The 23,101-nt window shown below is 61.4% G+C and carries 20 protein-coding genes; 8 read left to right on the forward strand and 12 right to left on the reverse strand.

What is annotated here, in order from left to right; all coding sequences use genetic code 11:
* Nucleotides 1-6 precede the first annotated feature (6 nt).
* The 7 genes from recF to mutM form a co-directional block, all read right to left on the reverse strand.
* Entirely contained in the window at nucleotides 7-1,494 is a 1,488-nt protein-coding gene (gene recF, locus FKG95_RS22205; protein ID WP_342779267.1) for a DNA replication/repair protein RecF, read from the reverse strand.
* 36 nt (nucleotides 1,495-1,530) lie between these two features.
* Nucleotides 1,531-2,649 carry a DNA polymerase III subunit beta gene (gene dnaN / locus FKG95_RS22210; protein ID WP_142898608.1) on the reverse strand — a complete coding sequence of 373 codons (1,119 nt, stop codon included), beginning with the start codon at nucleotides 2,647-2,649 and terminating at the stop codon, nucleotides 1,531-1,533.
* 359 nt (nucleotides 2,650-3,008) lie between these two features.
* On the reverse strand, nucleotides 3,009-4,529 hold the full coding sequence (dnaA, locus tag FKG95_RS22215; RefSeq protein ID WP_142898609.1) for a chromosomal replication initiator protein DnaA: 1,521 nt from the start codon (nucleotides 4,527-4,529) through the stop codon (nucleotides 3,009-3,011).
* Between the two features lie 927 nt (nucleotides 4,530-5,456).
* Complete coding sequence (rpsT, locus tag FKG95_RS22220) at nucleotides 5,457-5,720, reverse strand: 30S ribosomal protein S20 (protein WP_142898610.1); 264 nt, start codon at nucleotides 5,718-5,720, stop codon at nucleotides 5,457-5,459.
* A 219-nt stretch (nucleotides 5,721-5,939) separates the two neighbouring features.
* The gene (locus FKG95_RS22225; protein ID WP_142898611.1) at nucleotides 5,940-6,716 is read right to left on the reverse strand and encodes an enoyl-CoA hydratase; all 777 of its coding nucleotides are present in this window, start codon (nucleotides 6,714-6,716) and stop codon (nucleotides 5,940-5,942) included.
* An 83-nt stretch (nucleotides 6,717-6,799) separates the two neighbouring features.
* Nucleotides 6,800-7,309, reverse strand: coding sequence for a hypothetical protein (locus FKG95_RS22230; RefSeq protein WP_142898612.1), 510 nt, complete (start codon nucleotides 7,307-7,309; stop codon nucleotides 6,800-6,802).
* 13 nt (nucleotides 7,310-7,322) lie between these two features.
* Nucleotides 7,323-8,186: a bifunctional DNA-formamidopyrimidine glycosylase/DNA-(apurinic or apyrimidinic site) lyase gene (gene mutM, locus FKG95_RS22235; protein ID WP_142898613.1), complete on the reverse strand. Its 864-nt coding sequence runs from the start codon at nucleotides 8,184-8,186 to the stop codon at nucleotides 7,323-7,325.
* A gap of 117 nt (nucleotides 8,187-8,303) precedes the next feature.
* Here mutM and FKG95_RS22240 point away from each other — a divergent pair, with 117 nt between their 5' ends.
* Nucleotides 8,304-9,188, forward strand: a complete 885-nt coding sequence (locus tag FKG95_RS22240) for a class I SAM-dependent methyltransferase (protein WP_142898614.1) — start codon at nucleotides 8,304-8,306, stop codon at nucleotides 9,186-9,188.
* A 16-nt stretch (nucleotides 9,189-9,204) separates the two neighbouring features.
* A complete protein-coding gene (gene ubiB / locus FKG95_RS22245; protein ID WP_142898615.1) occupies nucleotides 9,205-10,746 on the forward strand; it encodes a 2-polyprenylphenol 6-hydroxylase in 1,542 nt (513 codons plus the stop codon).
* A 26-nt stretch (nucleotides 10,747-10,772) separates the two neighbouring features.
* On the opposite strand, the gene FKG95_RS22250 is transcribed toward ubiB, so the two are convergent.
* The 5 genes from FKG95_RS22250 to FKG95_RS22270 form a co-directional block, all read right to left on the reverse strand.
* On the reverse strand, nucleotides 10,773-11,354 hold the full coding sequence (locus FKG95_RS22250) for a PEP-CTERM sorting domain-containing protein (protein ID WP_142898616.1): 582 nt from the start codon (nucleotides 11,352-11,354) through the stop codon (nucleotides 10,773-10,775).
* 573 nt (nucleotides 11,355-11,927) lie between these two features.
* On the reverse strand, nucleotides 11,928-14,012 hold the full coding sequence (locus tag FKG95_RS22255; protein ID WP_142898617.1) for a methyl-accepting chemotaxis protein: 2,085 nt from the start codon (nucleotides 14,010-14,012) through the stop codon (nucleotides 11,928-11,930).
* Between the two features lie 394 nt (nucleotides 14,013-14,406).
* Nucleotides 14,407-15,138, reverse strand: coding sequence for a gamma-glutamylcyclotransferase (locus tag FKG95_RS22260; protein WP_179954229.1), 732 nt, complete (start codon nucleotides 15,136-15,138; stop codon nucleotides 14,407-14,409).
* A 62-nt stretch (nucleotides 15,139-15,200) separates the two neighbouring features.
* A complete protein-coding gene (locus FKG95_RS22265) occupies nucleotides 15,201-16,460 on the reverse strand; it encodes an MFS transporter (protein WP_142898619.1) in 1,260 nt (419 codons plus the stop codon).
* 78 nt (nucleotides 16,461-16,538) lie between these two features.
* Nucleotides 16,539-17,426 (reverse strand): DMT family transporter, encoded by an 888-nt coding sequence (locus FKG95_RS22270; RefSeq protein WP_218940319.1) that lies wholly within the window; start codon nucleotides 17,424-17,426, stop codon nucleotides 16,539-16,541.
* A gap of 164 nt (nucleotides 17,427-17,590) precedes the next feature.
* Here FKG95_RS22270 and FKG95_RS22275 point away from each other — a divergent pair, with 164 nt between their 5' ends.
* From FKG95_RS22275 to FKG95_RS22300, 6 genes are all read left to right on the forward strand, one after another.
* A complete protein-coding gene (locus FKG95_RS22275; RefSeq protein ID WP_142898620.1) occupies nucleotides 17,591-18,478 on the forward strand; it encodes a LysR family transcriptional regulator in 888 nt (295 codons plus the stop codon).
* Nucleotides 18,479-18,518: 40 nt separating this feature from the next.
* Nucleotides 18,519-19,796 carry a bifunctional phosphopantothenoylcysteine decarboxylase/phosphopantothenate--cysteine ligase CoaBC gene (coaBC, locus tag FKG95_RS22280; protein WP_142898621.1) on the forward strand — a complete coding sequence of 426 codons (1,278 nt, stop codon included), beginning with the start codon at nucleotides 18,519-18,521 and terminating at the stop codon, nucleotides 19,794-19,796.
* A gap of 63 nt (nucleotides 19,797-19,859) precedes the next feature.
* The gene (dut, locus tag FKG95_RS22285; protein WP_142898622.1) at nucleotides 19,860-20,360 is read left to right on the forward strand and encodes a dUTP diphosphatase; all 501 of its coding nucleotides are present in this window, start codon (nucleotides 19,860-19,862) and stop codon (nucleotides 20,358-20,360) included.
* A 5-nt stretch (nucleotides 20,361-20,365) separates the two neighbouring features.
* Nucleotides 20,366-20,833, forward strand: a complete 468-nt coding sequence (locus FKG95_RS22290) for an RrF2 family transcriptional regulator (protein ID WP_142898623.1) — start codon at nucleotides 20,366-20,368, stop codon at nucleotides 20,831-20,833.
* Nucleotides 20,834-21,020: 187 nt separating this feature from the next.
* Complete coding sequence (gene cysK, locus FKG95_RS22295) at nucleotides 21,021-22,052, forward strand: cysteine synthase A (RefSeq protein ID WP_142898624.1); 1,032 nt, start codon at nucleotides 21,021-21,023, stop codon at nucleotides 22,050-22,052.
* Nucleotides 22,053-22,147: 95 nt separating this feature from the next.
* Nucleotides 22,148-22,978 carry a HesA/MoeB/ThiF family protein gene (locus tag FKG95_RS22300; RefSeq protein WP_142898625.1) on the forward strand — a complete coding sequence of 277 codons (831 nt, stop codon included), beginning with the start codon at nucleotides 22,148-22,150 and terminating at the stop codon, nucleotides 22,976-22,978.
* The last annotated feature ends 123 nt before the right edge of the window (nucleotides 22,979-23,101 follow it).

The raw sequence follows: 23,101 nt of genomic DNA on the forward strand, positions 1-23,101 counted from the left end.
TTTCACTTATGCGTCCCGGGGTGTATCGCAGGCTGCGACCCCACCGTCCCGGACTTTGAAGAACTGGGCGCTGTCCGCCAGCTCAAGGAAAACCGACGCCTCGGTTCCCGTCAGCCAGGCCTGTGCCCCCAGTGCTAAAATTTCATTGTACAGAGCCCCGCGCCGGGATGCATCCAAATGGGCCGCCACCTCGTCGAGCAGCAGCAGCGGCGGTGCGCCGCGGTCCAGTGTCACGAGCCGCGCATGGGCCAAAACCATCGAGATCAGCAGCGCTTTTTGCTCGCCGGTCGAACAGAGCGCGGCGGGCATGTCTTTGGCAACATGATGAACCACCAGGTCGCTGCGGTGCGGTCCGACAGATGCGCCGCCGGTTTCGGCATCCCGTCCCCGCCCGGCGGCAAGACGATCGCGCAATTCATCTTCCACCGCCAGAGCCGGCTGTGACTCGAGCTGCGCCTCCAGATCCCCGGCCAGGGCCAGCCGGGCCCGGGGAAAGGCACTCACGGCCGCCGCGCCCGACCAGGCCAGACGCTCCAGAAAAGCCCGCCGGGCCGCGGCAATGGCAACGCCGTAGCGCGCCATGGTGTCCTCCAGCGATGCGACCCAGGTGGCATCGTTCCGGCCACTCTTCAAAAGCCGGGAGCGTTCGCGCATGGCATGCTCATAAGCCGAGATCCGCCCGGCATGTTCCGGATCGAAACCGTAGGTCAGGCGGTCCATGAAGCGCCGCCGTCCGGAGGCGGACTCACGAAACAGCCCATCCATCTGGGGTGTCAGCCAGACAACCGACAGAATTTCGCTCAAGGCCTGCTGGCCGCGGACAAACTCACCGTCGATCTTGATCAAGCGGCGCTCGCGGCCGGCGCCATTGTTACCGCCGGCCACATCCCGGCCGGTTCCCAACATCCGTGGCCCGTCCGGCGTTTCGACCTCGGCAGCGACCGCCCAGTTCGAGTGGCCCGGGTTATCCATCGTCGCGTTTGTCTCGGCCAGTTCCGATGTTTCGCGCCCTGATGTTCCCTGGCCCGACATTCCCTGGCCCGGTGTCCGCCGTGCGATCTCGGTCAGCTTCGCACCGCGCAGGCCGCGCCCGGGAGACAGAAAGGATACCGCCTCCAGCAGGTTGGTCTTACCCGCGCCGTTGGGCCCGGTCAGGATCACCGGGCCGGGCGCGATCTCGAGACTCACGGCTTCGTAGCTGCGAAAATCGGTCAGCATGAGACGGGAGATCGACAGCCTGCCCGCGGTCATGGCGCGCCCCCGGGGCTGCTGACCGGCAGCGCCCTGCGCAGAGACGTCCCAGACAAGACCGACGGCGTCTTCAGCCGGAGCCGGATCTCGCGGGACTGTCTGAGCCAGATCGGGGGCCAAATTAGGGGCCAAGTGAGAGGCCGAGTCAGGGGCCATATGATCCTTCTGATTGACGATCGTCATGCGGCCAGCAGCACAGGCGTTGGCGGCCATGAAGCTCGCCCCGGATCCGTCCGCCTGCAAGCAGGCAGACCCCGATCCGGAACAACGGTCGGATGATCAGACACGCATCGGCATGAGAACGTAAAGGGCGCTCGCGTCCTTGACGTCCTGCACGATCGTCGGCGATGCGGCATCGGCCATGGCGAAAACGGCACTGTCGCCTTCGATCTGCATGGCAATATCCAGAAGATAGCGGGAGTTAAACCCGATCTCGATGGCCTCGCCGCCATAGTCGACTTCAATTTCCTCGACCGCACTGCCGTTTTCCGGGCTCGTCGCCGAGAGGGTCATGCTGCTGGAATTCAGCGCCATCTTCACGGCGCGCGATTTCTCCGAGGAAATCGTCGAAACGCGATCGACCGCCTGCGCGAACGCCTTGCAGTCGACCTCAAGCATCTTGTCGTTGTTCGAGGGGATCACCCGCTCATAGTCGGGGAAGGTGCCGTCGATCAGTTTCGAGGTCAGAACCGTCGGGCCGAAGGCAAAGCGGATCTTGGTATCGGAGAGAGCGATCTCGATGGCTTCGTCCCGCTCGTCGATCAGCTTCCGGAGCTCGCCGACGGTCTTTCGCGGCACGATCACGCCGGGCATGCTCGCGGCACCGTCCGGCACGGGCATTTCGAAACGGGCCAAACGGTGACCGTCAGTTGCGACCGCGCGCAACACCGGCACGCCATCGGACTCGGTGGCATGCACGTAGATGCCGTTGAGATAATAGCGGGTCTCTTCCGTAGAGATGGCAAAGCGGGTCCGGTCGACCAGATTGCGCAGCTCGCCGGCATGCAGTGCAAAAGCCTGAGGCAGCTCAGCGTCGCCACCGGCCGGGAAGTCTTCCTTGGGCAGGGTCGCGAGCGTGAAGGTCGAGCGACCGGCCTTCAGGGTCATCTGCGACGCGTCGCCACCGGCGATGACCTCGACCTGCGCCCCGTCAGGCAGCTTACGGACGATGTCGTAGAAAGTATGAGCCGGCGCGGTTGTCGCGCCCGGTTCGCCGACCGCGGCCTCGACCTCATCCACAATGGTCAGGTCCATATCGGTAGCGGTCAGGGAGAGCTTGCCGTCGCTGGCTTCCAATAGAACGTTTGACAGGATGGGGATGGTGTTACGGCGTTCAACAACGCTCTGTACATGGGCCAGCGACTTCAGCAGCGCGGCGCGTTCGATTGTCAGCTTCATATTGTTACGAAACGTCTTTCCCGGCGAGAGTTGTCTGTCTGATTCACCCCCGGCGACGGGCCCGAAAAAAAGAGCCGTCCGGAAGCACCTATACCTACCCCGCGCCCTTTGCGGACTCTTGCCGAAAGCCCGCAGCGACTCGGGGGCGCAGTATAAACTGCACAGTGGTGCAAGGTAAATGTCTAGAGCAGCAAAAAGCGCTGATTTTGCACAAAATCAGCGCTTCACGAACGGGTTTTCGAAGCTGCCGCGAAGGGTCGAGTCCACTCGTAACCGGCGATCCCGGCACGATGTCAGGCGACCGCCACCGCCAAACGGCGTGAAAGTCCCTTCAAGACATTGATAGTTAAGACTTAATGTCAGCCCTCAAGCATGCGGCGCAGCAGTTCGACATCCTCTGCAAAGTTCGAGTCCGTCGACTTGAGCTCATCGATCTTCCGCACGGCATGCATCACGGTGGTATGATCCCGCCCGCCGAATTTACGGCCGATTTCGGGCAGGGAACGGGATGTCAGGTGCTTGGAGAGGTACATGGCGACCTGGCGCGGGCGGGCAACGGCCCGGGCGCGGCGTGCGGAATGCATATCCGCGATCCGAACGTTGTAGTGCTCGGCCACCCGCTTCTGGATTTCCTCGATGGTGACCCGGCGGTCGTTGGCCCTCAGCAGGTCGTGCAGCACGTCCTGGGTGGTCTCGAGGGTCACCGAGCGGCCGACCAGCGTCGCGTGGGCGACAATGCGGTTCAGGGCCCCCTCCAGCTCGCGGACGTTGGAGGTGATTTTGTGGGCCAGGAACTCCAGAACCTTCGGCGGGATGTCCACATCGAGCTGTTCGGACTTGGACTGTAGAATACCAAGACGCAGCTCGTAGGTGGTCGGGTGAATGTCGGCCACGAGCCCCCAGCCCAGACGCGAGCGCATGCGCTCCTCGACCCCCTCCAGGTCGGAGGGGCTCTTGTCCGCGGAAATCACCACCTGGCGGTTCTGATCGACCAGCGCGTTGAAGGTATGGAAAAACTCTTCCTGGGTCGCCTCACGGCCGCCGATGAACTGGACATCGTCAATCATCAGAATGTCGACCGAACGGAACTGCTCCTTGAAAGACATGGTGTCCTTGGTGCGCAGCGCCTTGACGAACTGGTACATGAATTTTTCGGCGGAGAGATAGATGATCCGGCGATCGGGGGTCTGGGTTTTGATCTGCCACGCGATGGCGTGCATCAGATGGGTCTTGCCGAGACCGACACCGCCATAGAGAAACAGCGGATTAAAAGGGGCGTTACCGGCTTCCGCGACCCGCCGGGCCGCCGCATAGGCCAGCTCGTTCGGCTTGCCCACGACAAAATTGTCGAAGGTGAAACGCGGATCGAGCGGTGCGGAAATATCGCGGTCGGACGCGCGCCCGGCCTCGACGTAAAGACCTGAGTCGCTCTTTTGAAGCTTATCCTTCGCCGACTTGTTCATCGTCGCGCCGCCCCGATCCGATTTGGTCAGCTTGCAGTCTTCCTGGGCAGCGTCCGCGGTCTTGCTTCGGCTGCGTCCGTTGCCTGTGGAGAGGCCTCGGGCCGCATCGCCTTCGTCACTTCTTCCATCCGGCTTCGGGTTGGGCCGGCTCGGCGGCTGCACCACGATCTCGACCGATTGAACGGATTCATTCTCGTCGCTCCAGAGCGCGTGAATCCGCTCGGCGTAGTTGTCGGCAACCCAGTCGCGCATGAATCGGGTCGGCACCGACATGCGCACCACGTTCCGTGCCTCGCTTACCAGAGTCAGCGGTTTCAGCCAGCTTCGAAAAGCAGCCTCACCCACCTCCGTCCGCAAGCGGCCACGCACCCGCGCCCATTGTTCCGTCACTCGCGCAGTTGCCTGCTCGCGCCCCATGCGTTCCCCCGAATTACCTACTATTGTGCCGACCATTGTTTTTTGATTATTGACCCGAATTTCTCACTGTCGGCACGATTCCGAGACAACGGAAGACGGAGCAACCACGCGCAGAAAATACTCGACCAGAAAATCCAATGCCAGAAAATCCTCGACAAAACCCAATACCCAACATCAAACAACACCTCGGACGCGCGCACCGCATCCTAACACTCGTTTATTTTTAGCCGATTTGTCCGCCCCAGTTATCCTCAACGCCGGACAAAAAGAAATAATCCCTGCACCCACCGAGTATTCACGAACCATTGCCGTCACGTTTCCCTTTGGCAATTCTTCAAAAAAGAAAAGCCGTAGGTATTATTACTTATAATTTTGCCGAATTTATTGACACGCCAGAACCCGGCTGACGGCAAGGAGTGTACTCGGGAGGCCGCTTTCTGGCAACAAGATCGAATCAAGAACGCTAATTTTTTTTGCCCGAAAGACACAGTGTGTACCCCAAAAATCACACTACCGCGACCTATTCGCGCGCGGCAAAGCGAAGCGCGTTAAGATGATCCAAAGCGAGTTCAACGGTTTAGCGAAGGATCGTTTTAACCCCGGACAGGGAACAGGTTTTTTCAGCCCCCTGCCGTTGCCGAACCGCAGCAGAATGAAGCCGGGAGCCTAATTCACCGATCCAGCGAAAAACATCCTGACTCCCGGTAGTATCAGGTCCGGGTGGTAATGCATGGGGGTCGAAACCCGGCCACAAAAAACCCGGCCACAAAAAAAACTGGGCCAGGAAAACGCGGGCTGTAAAAAAAACCGGGTCAAAAACTCGGGTCAAAAACTCGGGTCAAGAAAAACCGCGCCCCCAAAAAGGAGCGCGGTCTCGTTTCGTCTTTCAGCAGGCGCGGCGGAAGGCCGCAGCCGCGTTTTGAAGACTTAGGCCATCGCCTTGATACGGGCGTTCAGGCGCGAGAGCTTACGACCGACGGTGTTGGCGTGCATCACACCCGCCTGGGCACCGCGGTGCAGTTCCGGCTGCGCTTCCTTGAAAGCTGCGGCAGCAGCTGTCTTGTCGCCGCCGGCGATCGCCGCTTCCACGTTCTTGACGAACGTGCGGATACGACCGACTCGTGCGCCATTTACTTCGGTGCGCCGTGCGGTCTGGCGGATCCGTTTTTTGGCAGACTTATGATGGGCCATCTGGGAGACCTGTAATTCTATGCATGTTGAATGAGGCCGGGGTTATAACCGCCGCCCACAGCGCCGTCAAGCGATGAAACCCGGCAAATTCCTTTGATTTTCCGGGTTTCGCAGGCACCGGGGCCTCAAACCCGGCCGCCCATCGCTCAAAACTCGAAAACAACCATATCTTTCTTACAGTTAGTGTCGGTTCGAGTCTTACGGCCCATGCCGGATGGGTTAGCGGTGCTTCCAGTTGGCCGGGCGCTTTTCGGCGAAGGCAGCCATGCCTTCCTTCTGATCCTGGGTGGCGAAGGAGGAATGGAACAGGCGGCGCTCGAACTTCACCCCTTCCGCCAGGGTCGTCTCATAAGCACGGTTGACCGCCTCCTTGGCCATCATGACCGAGGGCAGGGAAAGGCCGGCAATTTTCTCGGCGGTCTTCATCGCGTCTTCCAGCAGATCCTCGACGGGCACAACCCGGCTGACCAGGCCGGAACGCTCGGCCTCTGCGGCATCCATCATGCGGCCGGTCAGGCACATTTCCATAGCTTTGGACTTGCCGACGAAGCGGGTCAGGCGCTGGGTGCCGCCGGATCCCGGAATGGTGCCGATGGTGATCTCGGGCTGGCCGAACTTCGCGTTCTCCGCCGCGATAATAAAGTCACACATCATCGCCATTTCGCAGCCGCCGCCCAAAGCATAGCCGGCCACAGCCGCAATGACCGGTTTGCGGGTCCAGGTGACACGTTCCCAATCGTGGGTGATGAAATCCTCGCCGTAGACATCCATAAAGTCCTTCGACTTCATCTCCTTGATGTCGGCTCCGGCGGCGAAAGCCTTTTCCGATCCGGTCAGAACGATGCAGCGGATCCCGGCATCCTTCTCGAAGCCGTCGAGCGCGTCCGACAGCTCGTCGATCAGCGCGGCGCAGAGCGCGTTCATCGCCTTGGGACGGTTCAGGGTGATCAGTCCGACATTGCCGCGTGTTTCCACCAGGATGTTTTCGTAGGCCATTGTCTCGTCGTCTCCATAACTCGGTCTTCGCCGGTGAAGCCCCGGGCCCTGAAGCGGGTCCGGTGAACCGGCGTGATTAGTGTCTATTTCGGTGAGAGCACAAAGCGCACGGTGCGCCGGTCCTGTCCTTCCAGCACATGAATTTCCAGACGCTCACGCTCCCGGAGAAAAACACCGGTCGCGCCCTCTACCGCTTCAAGGGACCAGCCCAATTGCGGCAGGGTATCGCGGTAAAACCCGAGCACAGCCGCAGGTTCCACGTTCCCTTCCGCGTAAGCCTCAATCAGGCGCCCTGCGGGCTTGTCGAAAATCACCGCCGCCTCGGGCACATCTTGAAGATCCGGCATGAGCGGAACATCTTCCAGGCCGGTCACGAACGCGCCGGCGGTGCCTCCCGAACTGATGGTTATCCTGCTGTCGACGATCTCGTAGCCTTCAAGTAAGTTTTCAGCTTGCGCATGCCCGGAAAAAAGCAGCGCAGTCAGCGCGATCATCAAGGAAAAGCCACAGCCGGAAAGCGCGGCGCGAACCGCCGCCGCAGGATGAGTCTGCCGGTGTGGAGAAGAAGTCTCTGAGGTCTGCGCACGTCGCATGCTTCTGTCTACCCTACCGCTGACAGCGGGCACAATAGAAAGTGGAGCGGTTCGACTGAACCAGGCGTTTGATCGGCACCTCGTTCTTTCCTCCGGAATCCGCCGCACAGCGCCTGCAGCTCTCTCCCTCGCGGCCGTAGACCACCCAGTCGTGCTGGAAGTACCCAAGCTCGCCATCCGCCTGCACGTAATCCCGCAGGCTCGAACCACCGGCCTCGATCGCGCGGCCGAGAACGTCGCGGATCGCGGCGACGAGCTTCTCGGCGCGTTGTCCCTGGACCGTATAGGCCTGACGCTTCGGCGAAAGCCCGGCGATGTGAAGCGCTTCACAGACGTAGATGTTGCCCAGCCCGGCGACCACCTTCTGGTCCAGCAGCGCCGCCTTGATGGGTGAACGTTTTCCCTCCAGGCGCCGCGCGAGTTCAGGACCGTTGAAGGCATTGCTCAGCGGTTCCGGTCCGATGCCCCTCAGGAGTTTGTGTTCCTCGAGCTGCGCGCCGTCGATCAGGTCCATGGCCCCGAAGCGCCGGGCATCGTTGAAGCGGATCTCGTCGCCCAGGTCGGTTTCGAAGATGACATGATCGTGCTTCTCCCAGCGCGAGGCCCCGTCTTTCAGATCCTGGGCATCGATAATAACCATCCGTCCCGACATCCCCAGATGACAGAGCAGAACCTGCCCGTCGTCGAGCTGCATCAGAATGTACTTCGCCCGGCGCGACAGGGACTCGACCCTGCGGCCGGTCAGACGCTGCGCGAAATTGTCGGGAAAGGGGAAACGCAGGTTGGCGCGCCGCTGCGTCACTTTGACCAACCGGCGGCCGTCGAGCCGGACGCGCAGGCCGCGCATGACCGTCTCAACCTCTGGCAATTCAGGCATTTAGGAAAACTGGACCTCTTTCAGAACAGGCGCCGGATCTCTGTGAGCCGCGCCCAAAAACGAGATTGCGAAGCGACAGAGTAGCGCGGCGGCCAAGCGCGCGCTATGGTCCGCGCCATGTCAGCAAAATCTTCTTCATCTGCGGGTCCCGGAAGTGCCTCTCAAAAGGCCGATGCAGGCGCGCCCTCAGGCGGCTCCGGGGCCACGACTCATTTCGGCTACCAGGATGTGCCGCTCGGCGAAAAACGCGGGCGCGTGCAGGGCGTGTTCGAGAGCGTGGCCTCCAACTACGACCTGATGAACGATCTCATGTCGGGCGGCATCCATCGGCTCTGGAAAGCCTCCATGATCGATTGGCTGGACCCCCGGCCCGGTCAGACGTTCCTGGACGTGGCGGGCGGGACCGGCGACATCGCCTTCCGTATCGACGAGCGCTTATCTCAAGCAAAGGATGATGTCCCGGTCGTCCTGTCCGGTGAAGATGAGTCTGACGAGGGGGAAGAACAGCGCGCGCCGATCACGGTCTGCGACCTGACGCTGGGCATGCTCGAGGTCGGACGGGACCGGGGACTGGACCGCGGCATCCTGCACAGCATGGACTGGGTCTGCGGCAACGCCGAGGCCTTGCCCTTCCCGGACCGCAGCTTCGACGCCTATAGCATCGCCTTCGGTCTTCGCAATGTCACCGACATTCCCGCGGCGCTGGCCGAAGCAAAGCGCGTGCTCAAGCCGGGCGGACGCTTTCTTTGCCTGGAGTTCAGCCAGGTGGTGATCCCCGCCTTCGCATCGCTTTACGACCTCTACTCCTTCAAGGTGCTCCCGGCCATGGGCGAAGCGGTGGCGAAAGACCGCGCGTCCTATCAGTATCTCGCCGAAAGCATCCGCAGGTTCCCACCCCAGGAGGACCTGATCGCGCTGATGAACGCGGCGGGCCTCTCCATGACCAGCTACCGCAACCTGAGCGGCGGCATCGCGGCGCTGCACTCCGGCTGGCGCATCTGAAAACAGACATGACTTTATGATCCGCTCGGTCCGTATCCTCCTCCGCCTGATCACGATTGCCCGCACCCTTGCCCGGCACGATGCGCTGGCCGCGCTCGAAGCGGTCAAGATCGCCCGCACCGTGGTCTGGATCGCGCGGCTGGTCTCGCGCCGTAAAGCCGAGGGACGGCCGGGGCAGAAACTGGCGCGCGCACTGACCGAGCTGGGACCGAGCTTCATCAAGCTGGGGCAGTTTCTCTCCACCCGCGCCGATCTTCTGGGCGAGGAAGTCGCGGGCGACCTGGCGCAGTTACAGGACAACCTGCCGCCCTTTCCGACCGCCGAAGCCCGCGCGACCATCGAGCGTGAACTGGAACTCTCGATCGACGAGCTGTTTGAGAGCTTCGACGACAAACCCATCTCGGCCGCGTCGATCGCTCAGGTGCATATGGCGGTCACCGCCGACGGACAGGAAGCGGCGGTCAAGATTCTGCGGCCGGGCATCGAGCAGGCCTTCGAACAGGATCTCGCGCTCTTCTACGGTCTTGCCGAACTGGTGGAAAGCACGCAGCCCTCGCTGCGCCGTCTCAAGCCGGTCGAAGTGGTCGGCACGTTCGAGGAGACCGTGCGCCTGGAGATGGACCTGCGCATGGAAGCTGCCGGCGCGGCGGAGCTCAGCGAAAACTTCGAGGACGATTTTACCTACCGCGTTCCCGCCATCGACTGGCAACGCACCTCGCGCCGGGTCCTGACCATGGAGCGGGTCGGCGGCATTCCCATGGATGACCGCGACGCCCTGATCGCGGCGGGTCACGATCTCGAAGAGGTGCTCTACAAAGCGGCGGCGATCTTCTTCAACCAGGTTTTCCGGGACGGGCTTTTTCACGGCGACCAGCATCCGGGCAACATGGGCGTTGATACGGACGGCAATATCTTCGCGGTGGATTTCGGCATCATGGGCCGGCTCGATTACCGGACCCGCTGCTCCCTGGCCGATATGCTGATGGCGACCATCGCCCGTGACTACCACCGCCTCGCCGAGGTCCAGGTCGAGGCCGGATACCTGCCGGCGGGCAAGTCGCTGGACACCTATGCCCAGGCGCTGCGGTCGGTCTGCGAACCCATCGCCGGAAAGCCGCTCCAGCAGATCTCCTTCGCGCGCCTCCTGGCGCAGCTGCTGCAGCTCACGGAATCCTTCGACATGCCGGTCCAGCCGCAGCTTCTCCTGCTGCAAAAGAACATGCTGATGGCCGAAGGTGTGAGCCGCCGCCTGGATCCTGAGCTGAACATCTGGGTGCTCGCCCAGCCCTTGATCGAGGCCTGGATGCGCGAGCACCGGGGTCCGGAAGCGCGCGTGCGCGACGGCGCGCTGCAGCTTCTGCAATCCGCGGAACGCCTGCCGCAACTGATCTCGAACCTGGAGAAGGTCGCCCACGATGTCGCGAACGGCGGCCTGGGCCTGCACCCGAAAACCTTCGAGGCATTGCAGGGCCGCGCCCGGACCCAGAAGCTCAGTCTGGTCCTGGGCGGACTGTCGCTCGCGCTGGGTCTACTTCTCGCGGCGACTGTTTGGTTTTAGCAGCGCCTGGTTCTAAGGCTCCGGATTTACCGGCGGGAAGCTTCTCTCCGCCGCTTGAAGCCGAGCACGCCAAGCCCGAGCACCAGCATCGAAAGCGTCCCGGGTTCTGAAACCTGTGTGACGGCCTCGCTGATCACCGAACCGCTGGCGAGCTGAAAGTCGACTCCGCCAATCAGGAGACTGCAATCGGCATTGCCGCAGCCGGCAATGGCTGAGGAAAAGCTGTTCAGCTCCAGCCCGACTTCACCACCCAGATTGGTCAGGAGATCCAGGAACGCGAGCCGCAGGGTTGGAGCACCGGCAAAATCAGGACCGTCGGCAGCGTTCAACAGGCTGAGAAACTCCGCGTTACCGCCCGCTGCCAGATCGAAACTGGCATCGATACCGGCGCCGGAGGTCGTGACCGCAACATCGCTGTAGCTTGCCGTGTCTGCGTCGAAGCGGAAGGAGCCGCTTGCGGTGCCGCCGTTGTTGAAGGTGACATCGTTCAACGTCCAGAGAAGCGGAACCGCGGAAGCCGGTGCGGGCGCCAGGACCAGCCAGAAGGCAAACAAGCCGGCGATGCCGCAAATCCAGGCGATCAATTGTGATTGAACAAAAGATTTCATAAGAGAATTTCCAGTAAGTCAGTCAGCCGTTTTGAAGCTGTATTATTGGGGCGGCGAAAGAACGCTCACCGTGCAGGAGCGCCCCCATCAAAGGCGTTTCAGTTCCCTTGAGTTTTGTTGCGCGGCACCACCCGAAGTAATGTCCTCGGGTGGCTTGCCGGCAACGGTCGTTTTAATAAGCAATTGTCGAATATAGATTTTTTCAAATTTCAACGAACAAAGCAGAAAAATTTCTGCTTAGGTAGCTAGCTTATGAATGTTTGAATACACCCAAATCAGCTTGGCTTGAACCCGAGAAACGGCACAAGGAAAATGCAAATTTGCATGGGGGCCCGAAGACGGGCCACAAAAAGGCCCGGCGCCTGGCCAGAGAAGCACGCGTTCTGCTGTAAGCAGCCGCTATCCGGATCGGATCATGCTTTGCTGGAACCGAATCAAGATTTCGACCACTACCTTGAGTCTGACCTGATTCGCAGAGTCAGATCGGCCTCGCCAGCGCGACCGGCTACCTTTGCCGATCTCGTCGAAACTGGACCTGCTCCGTTCAGAGAACGGCCGAGTGGACTGCCGCGGTTATGCCGCCCGCATTGAGGAAAGGATACTCTCGACCGATTGGCGCAGCTTCTCCGCTTCCGTCGAGAGCCCCCCGGTCGCGGCACTGACTTTGCCTGCGGCCGCACCGGTCTCGGCGGATGACTGCGTCACGCCGTGGATGTTGGACGTCACGCGCGTGGTACCCTGTGCCACCTCCTGCACATTGTCGGAGATCTCCTGTGTTGCGGAATTCTGTTCTTCCACCGCCGAGGCGATGTCCGCGCAGACCTGGCTGATTCTCTCGATCGATTGCCGCACGTTCCCGATGGCGGTAACGGTGTCATTGGTAGCCAACTGCATCGTGTCGATCTGCTGCGATATCTCCTCGGTGGCCTTAGCTGTCTGATTGGCCAGAGATTTGACTTCAGAAGCCACGACCGCAAACCCCTTACCGGCATCCCCGGCCCTTGCCGCCTCGATCGTGGCGTTCAGGGCAAGCAGATTGGTTTGCTCGGCGATGTCGTTGATCAAGGCAATCACGAGACCGATCTTTTGTGCGCCGGCGGCCAGGCCTTCAACCGTGGAACTGGTCTGTTCAGCCTGGACCACGGCATCGCGGGTAATCTCCGTCGATTGCGTGACCTGACGGCTGATTTCCTGGATCGAATTCGAGAGTTCTCCCGAGGCCGAAGCAACCGTCTGCACGTTAGATGAGGTTTGCTCCGCGGCAGTGGCAACCTCAGCAGCCTGTTGATCCGTTTGCTGGGCGCTCTTACTCATGACTTCGGCGGTCGCCTGCATCTCCGCGGCAGCTCCGGAAACCGCATCGACCGCGGACTTGATGCTGCTTTCCAATTCGTCGGCTAATTTCAGCGTTGCCTCGCGTTTTTCCTTCTCCGCGCGCGCCTCTTGTTCCGCCTGTTGCGAGGCCAGACGCTCCGCCTCGATGGCGGTGTCTTTAAAGACCTGAACGGCTTCCGCCATCTGACCCAGCTCGTCGCTGCGGTCTCTTGCCGGAATATCGACCGCGTTGTTGCCGCCGGCCAGCTCGCGCATTGAGTCGGTCATACCGGCAAGGGGCCGCGCGACCCGCATGATCATGAACCAACCGGCAAACACGATCAGCAGCGCACAGACAAGTCCGACCAAGGTTTCAATCCAAAGAGTCGTCTGCCCGGAGCTAAGGGCGTTTTCAACATTCCGGGTGTTGCTGTCGACGGCGACATTCAACAGGCTGACCGCAGTTTGAAGCGCCGTTTCCGAACGCTCGAACAGTGTATTGAAGTCGATCGGGTATCCGCCGGTCTCCGACACTGCGAAAAGCTCTTTTCGCAGCTTGTCATAGTCCTCGAAGTAACCCTTCCTCAAAAGCTCTATCTGCGCGCGTACTTCCGGCGAAAGGAGTGGGGATGTCTGCACTGCAGCGAGCCGCTGCCACGCGTAGGACGCCAGTCCGTGGTTAAGGTTCATATAGGCAATGTCACCTCGGGAGATCGGCTCACGACGTGCCGTGGCAATGGCAAACAGCGTGCGCTCACGGCCGCCGAACTCGCGGACCGCCCAAGCGCTCTGTATGACCTGGTCGGTCACAACCATATTGGTGGGTGCTTCCCTGATCAGATCGCGTATCGAGCCGCCAAGTGAATCCAGGCTGGACACGATGGCCTTAATGTCCGTCGGAATGTCATGGATGGCAGTTGGGTCACGATCCGCGATGCCAACAGCGACGAGGGCATCACCCTTGGATCTGAGTTCTGCCATTTGATCGAGATAGGAATCCAACCGCCCGGCAAGCGCGTCGCGATTGCCGATAGCCGAAGCAGAGAGCAGTCTTTCCCGCGCATCGGCAAACAGCTTCTGCGAAAGACCACGCTGCCGATCAATCATGGCCTTGATATCGTCGCTGACCGGCGGATCCAGGCTGAGGGCAACCTGGGTCAGTGAACGTTCTAACGAGAGCTCAATCGTTGCCTCGGACAAAGAGCTGAGAATGTTTACGGCTTGCGCCGCCCCATCCAGCTTCTGAAGTTCGCGCCACTCTCTCGCCACAACAAAAGTAATGGCAGAACCAATTACGACTGCCAAAAGAATGTTGATTACCAAAACAGTACGTTTAATCGACACTACAAACCACCCCCAGTTGGTTTTTATATATACATAAACAAGATAAAATGTCCTGATTTGCAATCAAACAATGCGATAATCAATTTAATACACAGTTAATTACACATTTTACTTGTTTTTGCTTCGCACTTACCGGCAACTACTTCAGGTAGAGACACTGCGTGGTCTTTACAGGAGCATGATCATTTCCCTCGCATTGCAGATCGTGAACTGAACACAGATCCAATATTATGGATCCCGAGGATTCGACGGCGGAATTACACGCCTTTACAAGGCGTTAGGCGCGAGCCCTGTAGTGATGCGGAGCGCCATAAAAAGCCCGGATACCAAGCTTGCAGGATCCGCAAAGGCTTCAGGAGACCTGGCTGACGACTAGGCTAAGTGGAATCTCTGGTTATCCCGCAGCGAGGTAATCCTCGACTTCCTGCAAGAGCGCCGAACAGTCTTCGTCGACAACGCCGAGCGCGGCAAACTGGCGGACGATGTTGCTGAGGTATTCCTTGCTGGTTCCCAGAAAGCCGACGCCGCTCGCGAGAAAACGGATCTGCTCTTCCCGGGTCAGGTCCGGACAGATGACTTCCGAGGAACGGTCGGCCACGAAGGTCAAAGCCGTCACTGCCTGATCTTCGACCATCGCGGTCACGAAAGTCGGTTTATAGGCGTGACCGACCATTTCGCGCCGCCACAGAATTTCGCTTTCCGTCTCGATGTCCTTTGCCGCGATCCGGAACAGCAGACCTTCGCAGCAATCGCCTTCGTCCAGCGCGGCCATCAGGCCCGGCGCATCGGGTGTGCCGCGCGCACCATAGGTGTGCTTCAAAACGAAACGCCGGTCGTAGCCGGGCACGGTTGCGCGGCGGACCTCGGCGAAGTGAAAGGCCGGATCCCACATCAAGGACCCGTAGGCGAAGACCCAAAGATCCTTATCGCGGTAGTCGGCGAGTGTCTCTGCGCGCGAGCGTTCGCGATCACTCTCGCTGCGCAGCTTCTCCAGGACCCACTGCAGCTCCGGCTTTTCCGCGAACACAGAGGCAATACTGAATTTACGGAAGAACGACGTCTGCGGATCGGTGATTTTACCCTCGAGCTCCGGGTGGTGGACAAAGGGGCTGGAAGGGGCGCGCATAGACATACTCCGGAGATCGACGCGCTATGTTGCCGCCCTGGACCGGCGGAACGCAATGCAAATCATGCTGCGATCCGGGCCTTGCGGCGGTCCTTGAGCGTCAGCCACAGCAGTGCGCCGCCGGCCAGCAGCAGGAACGGAATCATCGCGATGTTGACGGCGTTCCAACCGTCGACCGCCGTTCCGCCTGAGCAGTTCATCAGGCCACCCGAGGCAAGACTGGCCAGCGTGACGCAGCCGAACACCATCATGTCGTTCAGACCCTGGGTCTGGCCGCGTTCATTGGGCGCATGGGCGCTGGCCAGCAGAGTGGTCGCGCCCACGAAGCCGAAATTCCAGCCCACGCCCAGCAGGATCAAGGCGATAAAGAACCGTTCGAGCGTGACGCCCGTCAGGGCTACGACACCCGCGAGGCCGAGAATCACCAGCCCCGCAACGATGATCCGCGTGACGCCGAAGCGCACGATCAGGTGGCCGGTGAAAAACGACGGGATAAACATCGCGAGCACATGGGCCGAAACGATGTCGTTCGCATTGTTACTGGTCAGGCCGCAGCCCACGACCGCCAGGGGCGTCGAGGTCATGACAAGGTTCATCAGGGAATAGGAAACCATGCCGCAGATGATCGCGACCAGGATGGTGGGATTGCGCAGCAGTTCCAGGCGCGACCGCCCGGCCGGTGCTGCCGACGCCGCGGCTTTATTCTGCTTCCCGTTCGGCAGGTCCAGAAGCAGAAACAGAAACATCCCCAGCAGGTTGATGACGATGATGGTCAGGTAAGTGCCGATGAAAGGGATGGGCGGGAGGTCGCCGCCGATGAACGGCAGGGCCGAGCCGTCGGAGACGATCTTATTCAGCTGCGGCCCGAAGATGGCTGACAGAAGCCCGCCCGCCATGACATAGGAAATCGCCTTGGGCCGGAAGGCATCGCTGGCCGTATCGGTCGCGGCAAAGCGGTAGAAGCCCTGCGCGGACATGTAGATACCCGTGAAGTAGGACCCCAGGAGCAGCAGCGGAAAGGACGCGATATAGAGGCCATAGGCCGCGATCGCCGCGCCGACGGCGCCACCGAGGGCACCCACGAAAAAGCCGAACCTGCGCCCCTGACGCTGCATCAGCGGGGAAAGCCAGGGCGCGGTGGTCATGGATCCGAACACGATCATCGAGATGGGCAGCGTCGCAAAGCAGGGGTTCCCGGCCAGCATCCCGCCGGCCAGACCGCCAACGACAAAAATCATCGGCATCTGCGCCCCGAGGATCGCCTGCGCAGCCACAAGGACGGCGACATTGCGCTTTGCGCGGGTATCATCTGTAAACGTCATCGGAACGAAACCTTTGAGAACAAGCAGCCGCAAACTGACATGACATGACCTAATCTGCAAAAGCGATCATGGGCAGCATCAGGCAATCACCTTTTTTGTCGAGGTCGCCATAAACACACCCGCGCCGGCGACCACCATGCCGAACCAGGCGGCGGGTGGCATGACTTCATCCAGGACAAGCCATGCAAAGGCGGCGGCCATCGGCGGCACCAGAAAGAAGAGTGCGGAAACCCGCGAGACGTCGCCGGCCCGGATCATGGCCAGCAACAGGCCGACACCGATCAGCGAGCTGCCGATAATCAGGTAGGTCAGGGAAGCCGCAAGCTGCCATGTCCAGGTGATCTGCAGGCTTTCAAAAGCGACCACGAAAGGCAGAACGCCGATAAATCCCGCGGCGAAGGCAACCAGGTTTGACGTGACCGGATGATGTGAGACGCCGTAGCGCTTTTCCCATAGGGAGCCTCCGGTAATACCGAAAAGCGCGAGAGCCGCGAACAGGAACCCGAGGGCGGAGGGGACCGCGATCTCGGAGCGCGCCAGGATGACGATCACCGCGCCCGTCAATCCGAGCAGCAGGCCGATCCAGCGTTGCCAGCCCACAGTCTCCCCGCTCCATCTCGGTGCGATCAGGCCAACGAGTATGGGCTGCAGCGACAGGATCAGCGCCAGGGTCCCGACCGCCAGCCCCGCATTAAAGGACATGTAGCACATGCCGAAATACATCGATTGCAGCAGGAAACCCACGATCGCGAGATGCGTCCACTCCGCGCGCGACTTGGGCAAGGGCGGGCGCAAAACCAGAAAGAGAGCCGCCATGATGACAACGACGCAGGCGAAGCGCAGCGCCAGAAAGGTCAGAGGCTCGATGAAGCCGAGCCCGAACTTTGCCGCGACATAACCCGTTGACCACATCACAAGAAAGATGCCGGGTGCAAAGGCCAGCCACTTGGGGGAACTGCTGCTCACGGAAAGGATCTCGCTTGTGCGGTGAATGCGCCGGTAAAGGCTGCGGGGTTGGGAGGCGGTGGTGAATGACGGGGTCGCCTCCCCCAAATGAGACGGCAACCCGCAACCATGCGATTTTGGGCGATGGATTGCGATCAGAAAAATGAATTGATACGATTGCCTCCATGAATGCAAACGAACGCCCGACTCCGGACAGCAGCCTGCTCCGGACTTTCCTGGAAATCGCCGACTGCGGCAATCTCACCCTGGCCGCCTCGCGCCTGAACCGCAGTCAATCCGCGATCAGCGTGCAGCTGCGCAAGCTCGAGAGCGAATTGAAGGTCTCGCTTTTCGAACGCGACGCCAAAGGCATGGTTTTGTCGGTCAACGGCGAGCGCCTTTTGCCCGTCGCCCGGCGTGTCCTCGCGGAACTCGGCCAGGTCCACGCCCTGTTCCAAGCGGCGCTGAAGGGCAAAATACGGGTCGGCATCCCGGACGACTTCGAAGAAAACGTGTTGGAACGCACGCTGGCCGACTTCGCCCGCAGCAATCCCGGTGTCGACGTGGTCGCATCTTCCGGCTGTACCGTGGGATTTCCCGAGGCGGTTCAACGCGGAGCCCTGGATATCGCCGTCTACTCGGGCCCTGGAGATATCGCGGGAGAGGTCTTTCTCACGCAAAAGCCGGTCTGGGTCGCCAGCGGGACCCTCTGTCTCGACCGCTCGGAGCCGGTGCCGCTGGCCATCATGGACCGGGGCTGCTGGTGGCAGGAGTTGCCCACGAAGGCTCTCGAACAGCAGGGGCGTCCTTACAGCATTGCGTTCGAGTGCAGCGGTCTGACCAGCCAGAAGGCGGCGATCCGGGCCGGTTTCGCCGTCGGCATCCTCTACGAGAACAGCGTCGAGCCGGACATGAAGGTCCTCTCACCGCGCGACGGCTTCCCGCGGCTGCCGCATTCCAAGCGCTCGATCATCATTAACCCGGAAGCCCCGGAAAAGCTGACGGCGGCCATGTCGAGAGCGATCAGGAATGCCGCGTCGCGCGGCCTTGCAAAACCGCTGGTCGCTCATTAGGTTATCTACGCATTCTTACCGTTAAATAACGGATGAAATCATGACCGGTGAGACCCGCGTACTGCTCGTCGTTGCTGGCGGAATCGCAGCTTACAAAGCCTTGGAACTGATCCGCCGTCTTCGGGAGCAGTCGATCAGGGTGCGCTGTATTTTAACCCGTTCAGGTGCGGAATTCGTCACGCCCCTCTCGCTCTCGGCCCTGACCGAAGACAAGGTCTACGGCGAGCTCTTCTCGCTGACCGACGAAGCCGAGATGGGTCATATCCAGCTGTCCCGCGACGCCGATCTGATGGTGGTCGCGCCGGCAACCGCGGATCTGATCGCCAAGATGGCAACGGGTCAGGCCGATGATCTGGCCTCCACGGCCCTGCTGGCGACCGACAAGGAGGTGCTGATCGCACCGGCCATGAATGTGCGCATGTGGGATCACCCGGCGACCCGGGCCAACATTGCCACTCTGCAAGAGCGCGGTGTGAAACTGGTCGGACCCTACGAAGGCGACATGGCCTGCGGCGAGTTCGGCTTCGGACGCATGGCGGAACCGCATGAGATCGTGGCCGCGATTCTGACAACCCTGGGGCGTCAGTCCCGTGCGGCTGGCGGCGCAGGACCGCTCGGAGCCCCCCTGGCAGGCCGAAGCGCGCTGGTCACCAGCGGCCCCACCCACGAAGCCATCGATCCCGTACGCTACATCGCCAACCGTTCTTCCGGCAAACAGGGCCACGCCATCGCCCGGGCGCTGAGCGGCCTGGGCGCCAGGACAACGCTGGTGACAGGACCGACCCAATTGCCCGATCCCACGGGCATGGAGGTCATCCATATCGAATCCGCCCAGCAGATGCTGGCCGCCTGCGAGACCGCGTTGCCCGCCGATATCGCGGTCTGCGCCGCCGCCGTCGCCGACTGGCGCGTCGCCAGCCAAAGCGACCGCAAGATCAAGAAAACCGGAAGCGATGGAGCCGGCGCCGGGATTCCCAAACTGGAACTGACCCCCAATCCCGATATCCTCGCGTCCTTGTCCCAGCGCGGAAACGACCGGCCCGGCCTCGTGGTCGGCTTCGCCGCGGAGACCGAGGACGTGATCCGGCAGGCGACGGAAAAACGCGCCCGCAAGGCCTGCGACTGGATTGTCGCCAACGACGTCTCTCCGCAGAGCGGCACCTTCGGCGGGGCGGAGAATACGGTCCATGTCATCGACGCGCAGGGTGTGGACAGCTGGGCGCGCATGGATAAGAGCGATGTCGCGCAGCGCCTTGCGGAACGCATCGCGGACTATTTTGCCGGCGGACTCGAGACGGCGGCGCCGACAGCCATTTGACCAACCCGATCACAGGAAACAAATCCGGCTCCGCAGACCGGAGAAAGACACGCAGGAGACTTTATGAACCCCGTTACCATCGCCGTTAAGCGCCTGCCCCACGGCGCGGATCTCGATCTGCCCGCCTATGCCACGGCGCAGAGCGCGGGCATGGACCTCATGGCCGCCGTGGCGGACGACGTCACTCTGGCCCCCGGTGAGCGCAAGCTGATCCCCAGCGGTCTCGCGATCGCCCTGCCCGCCGGTTTCGAGGCCCAGGTCCGGCCGCGCTCGGGCCTTGCCCTGAAAAACGGTGTGACGGTGCTGAATTCGCCCGGCACGGTCGACGCGGATTACCGCGGCGAGGTCGGGGTCATCCTGATCAACCTGGGTCAGGAGCCTTATGTCATTAGCCGCGGCAGCCGCATCGCCCAAATGGTCATCGCACCCTGTATGCAGGGAAGCTGGCAGGTCAGCGAAGATCTGGAGGCTTCCGCCCGGGGCACCGGCGGCTTCGGTTCGACCGGCACGGGACCGCAGGTCGCAGAAGTCGCCCAAGCCAGCGCCCAGGCAAGCGGAGGATAAAACCCATGCTCCGGTTGTCCAAAAAACTGCTGTTCGCGATCGAGGCTGTGGTCGATATCGCCTATCACGCAGGCGGGAACACCGTGCGCTCCAGCGATATTTCACGACGCCAGGGCATTCCCCGCCGCTACCTCGAGCAGGTTCTGCAGCAGCTCGTACATCACGGTATTCTCGCCGGACAGCGCGGGCCGCGCGGCGGCTACCGGCTGGCGCGGGAACGGCGGCGTATATCGGTGGGAGAGATCATCCGCATCGTACGCCAACTCGAAGGCACCATCGACCCCGCCAGCGAACCGGACGGCTCCGAGATCGGCGTAAAGGTGGTGCGGCCGCTTTGGATCGATATGCAGCGCGAAATGATGGAACGCTTCGACCACACGACGATCGAACAGCTTTGCGAGACCGCGCGCGAAAAAAACATCGCCCGCGAGCTGGAGCCGGGCAACAGCAACATTCCGGACTTTTCGATCTAGCGAGATCTCCACGGACGCTGTCAAAAACCGGAATTGACCTTTAAAATACAAAACAGAACTGTATTAAGACCCAGACTTTAGTAAGACCCAGACTTTAGTAAGACCCAGACTTTAGTAAGACCCAGACTCTGGTAACACCTAGACTCTCCCGACGAACGCAACTTCGAAGAACCGGCGCTCAAGGAACATGACCATCCGCAAATCCCCGCTTAACGCCGGCCTGGACGCAGGAACCGGGAATCCGGCCGCTGATGACGCCGCGCCCGAGAAGACACCCGAATTCCGGGGCCGGATCTACGACAACATCCTCCAGACCATAGGCGCTACGCCGCTTGTGCGCCTGAGCAGGCTGAAAGCCGCGCACGGTGCGGTGGCCGAGATCGCGGGAAAATGCGAATTCTTCAATCCCCTGACCTCGGTGAAAGACCGGATCGGCCTTTCCATGATCGAAGCGCTCGAGAAAGCCGGGAAGATCGGACCGGAGACCACCATCATCGAGCCGACCAGCGGCAACACGGGGATCGCACTGGCCTTCGTCTGCGCCGCCAAGGGCTACCGGCTGATCCTGACCATGCCCGAAACCATGTCGGTGGAGCGCCGCAAGATGCTGCGGTTCCTGGGCGCGGAGCTGATCCTGACCGATGGCGCACTTGGAATGCGCGGCGCGGTTTCCAAGGCTGAGCAGCTTCTGGAGGAACTGCCCGACGCGGTCATTCCGCAGCAGTTCAAGAACCCCGCCAACCCGGCGATCCACCTGACCGCGACCGCCGAGGAGATCTGGCATGACACCGGCGGCAAGGTGGATGTGGTGGTCATGGGGGTGGGCACCGGCGGCACTTTGAGCGGCGTGGGCCGGGCGCTGAAGGCCCGCAACCCCGATATCAGGATCGTCGCCGTCGAGCCGGAAGACAGCCCGGTTCTCTCCGGCGGGCAACCGGGCGCGCACAAGATCCAGGGGATCGGCGCAGGCTTCGTGCCCGACATTCTGGACACCTCCCTGATCGACGAGGTGCTGCGCATCGGTAACGACACCGCGTTCCGGACCGCCCGCGAGGCCGCCGCCATCGAAGGCGTTCCGGTGGGGATCTCTTCAGGTGCGGCCCTGGCGGCGGCACTTGAAGTCGGCGTGCGGCCGGACATGGAGGGCAAGCTGATCGTGGTGATCCTGCCATCCTTTGCGGAACGCTACCTCAGCACCGATCTCTTTGAGGGTTTTTAGGACGGGTCCACGCTCTTCTTGCAGGGAGCGGCGAAACGTCCCCATATAACAAAATCAGCCGACACAGAGACCCGAGCACGCCCGAAGAGGTAACCGTGGATTTTTCAGACGCACAAATCGACCGCTATGCGCGCCATCTGGTGCTGCCGGAAATTGGCGAGGACGGCCAGTCCAGGCTGCTGGACTCCAAGGTCCTGGTGATCGGCGCGGGCGGCCTCGGCTCACCGCTTCTGAGCTATCTGGCGGCGGCGGGGGTCGGAACGCTCGGCGTCATCGATGACGACGTGGTGGATCTTTCGAACCTTCAGCGCCAGATCCTCCACGACACCTCGGCGATCGGCCGGCCCAAAGTCGAGAGCGCGCGCCGCCGCCTGGCGGAGATCAATCCCGAGGCCCGGGTGATCGAACATGCCGAACGCCTGACGCCCGAAAACGCCATCGGCCTGATCGAGGAATACGATCTGGTCGCCGACGGCTCGGACAATTTTACCACCCGTTACCTGGTCAATGACGCCTGCTTTCTCGCCGGAAAGACCCTGGTCTCCGCCGCCATCATGCGCTTCGACGGACAGCTCGCGACCTTCAAGGCCCATCAGGAGGGCGAACATCCCTGCTACCGCTGTCTTTTCGGCGCGCAGCAGGGCGACCCCAAGCAAAGCTGCGCGGACGTCGGCGTGCTGGGCGCGCTGGCGGGCACCATGGGATCCCTGCAGGCGGTCGAGGTGATCAAGGAGTTGCTGGGGATCGGCGAGAGTCTCTCGGGCTCACTGCTGCTCTACGACGCACTGGCCACGACCTTCCGCAAGATCAAGACCCGGCGTGACCCGGCCTGCGAACTCTGCGGACCCCAGGCCACGCACTTCGCCGAGCGCACCCGGATGTCCCGCGGCATCCTGCGCACCCTGAGCGCCGAACCCAAAGACTAGGTGTATAGTCCCACGGTGTGATGGTATCACATTGAAGACCATCGATAAGGAAGCACTATGGGACAGGTACTACACGGCAGCGCCACGACGACTCATGCTGTCCGAGCTGCGATACAGCGATCG

Origin of the sequence: Denitrobaculum tricleocarpae (assembly GCF_007004665.1) — a bacterium.
GTDB lineage: Bacteria > Pseudomonadota > Alphaproteobacteria > Kiloniellales > Kiloniellaceae > Denitrobaculum > Denitrobaculum tricleocarpae.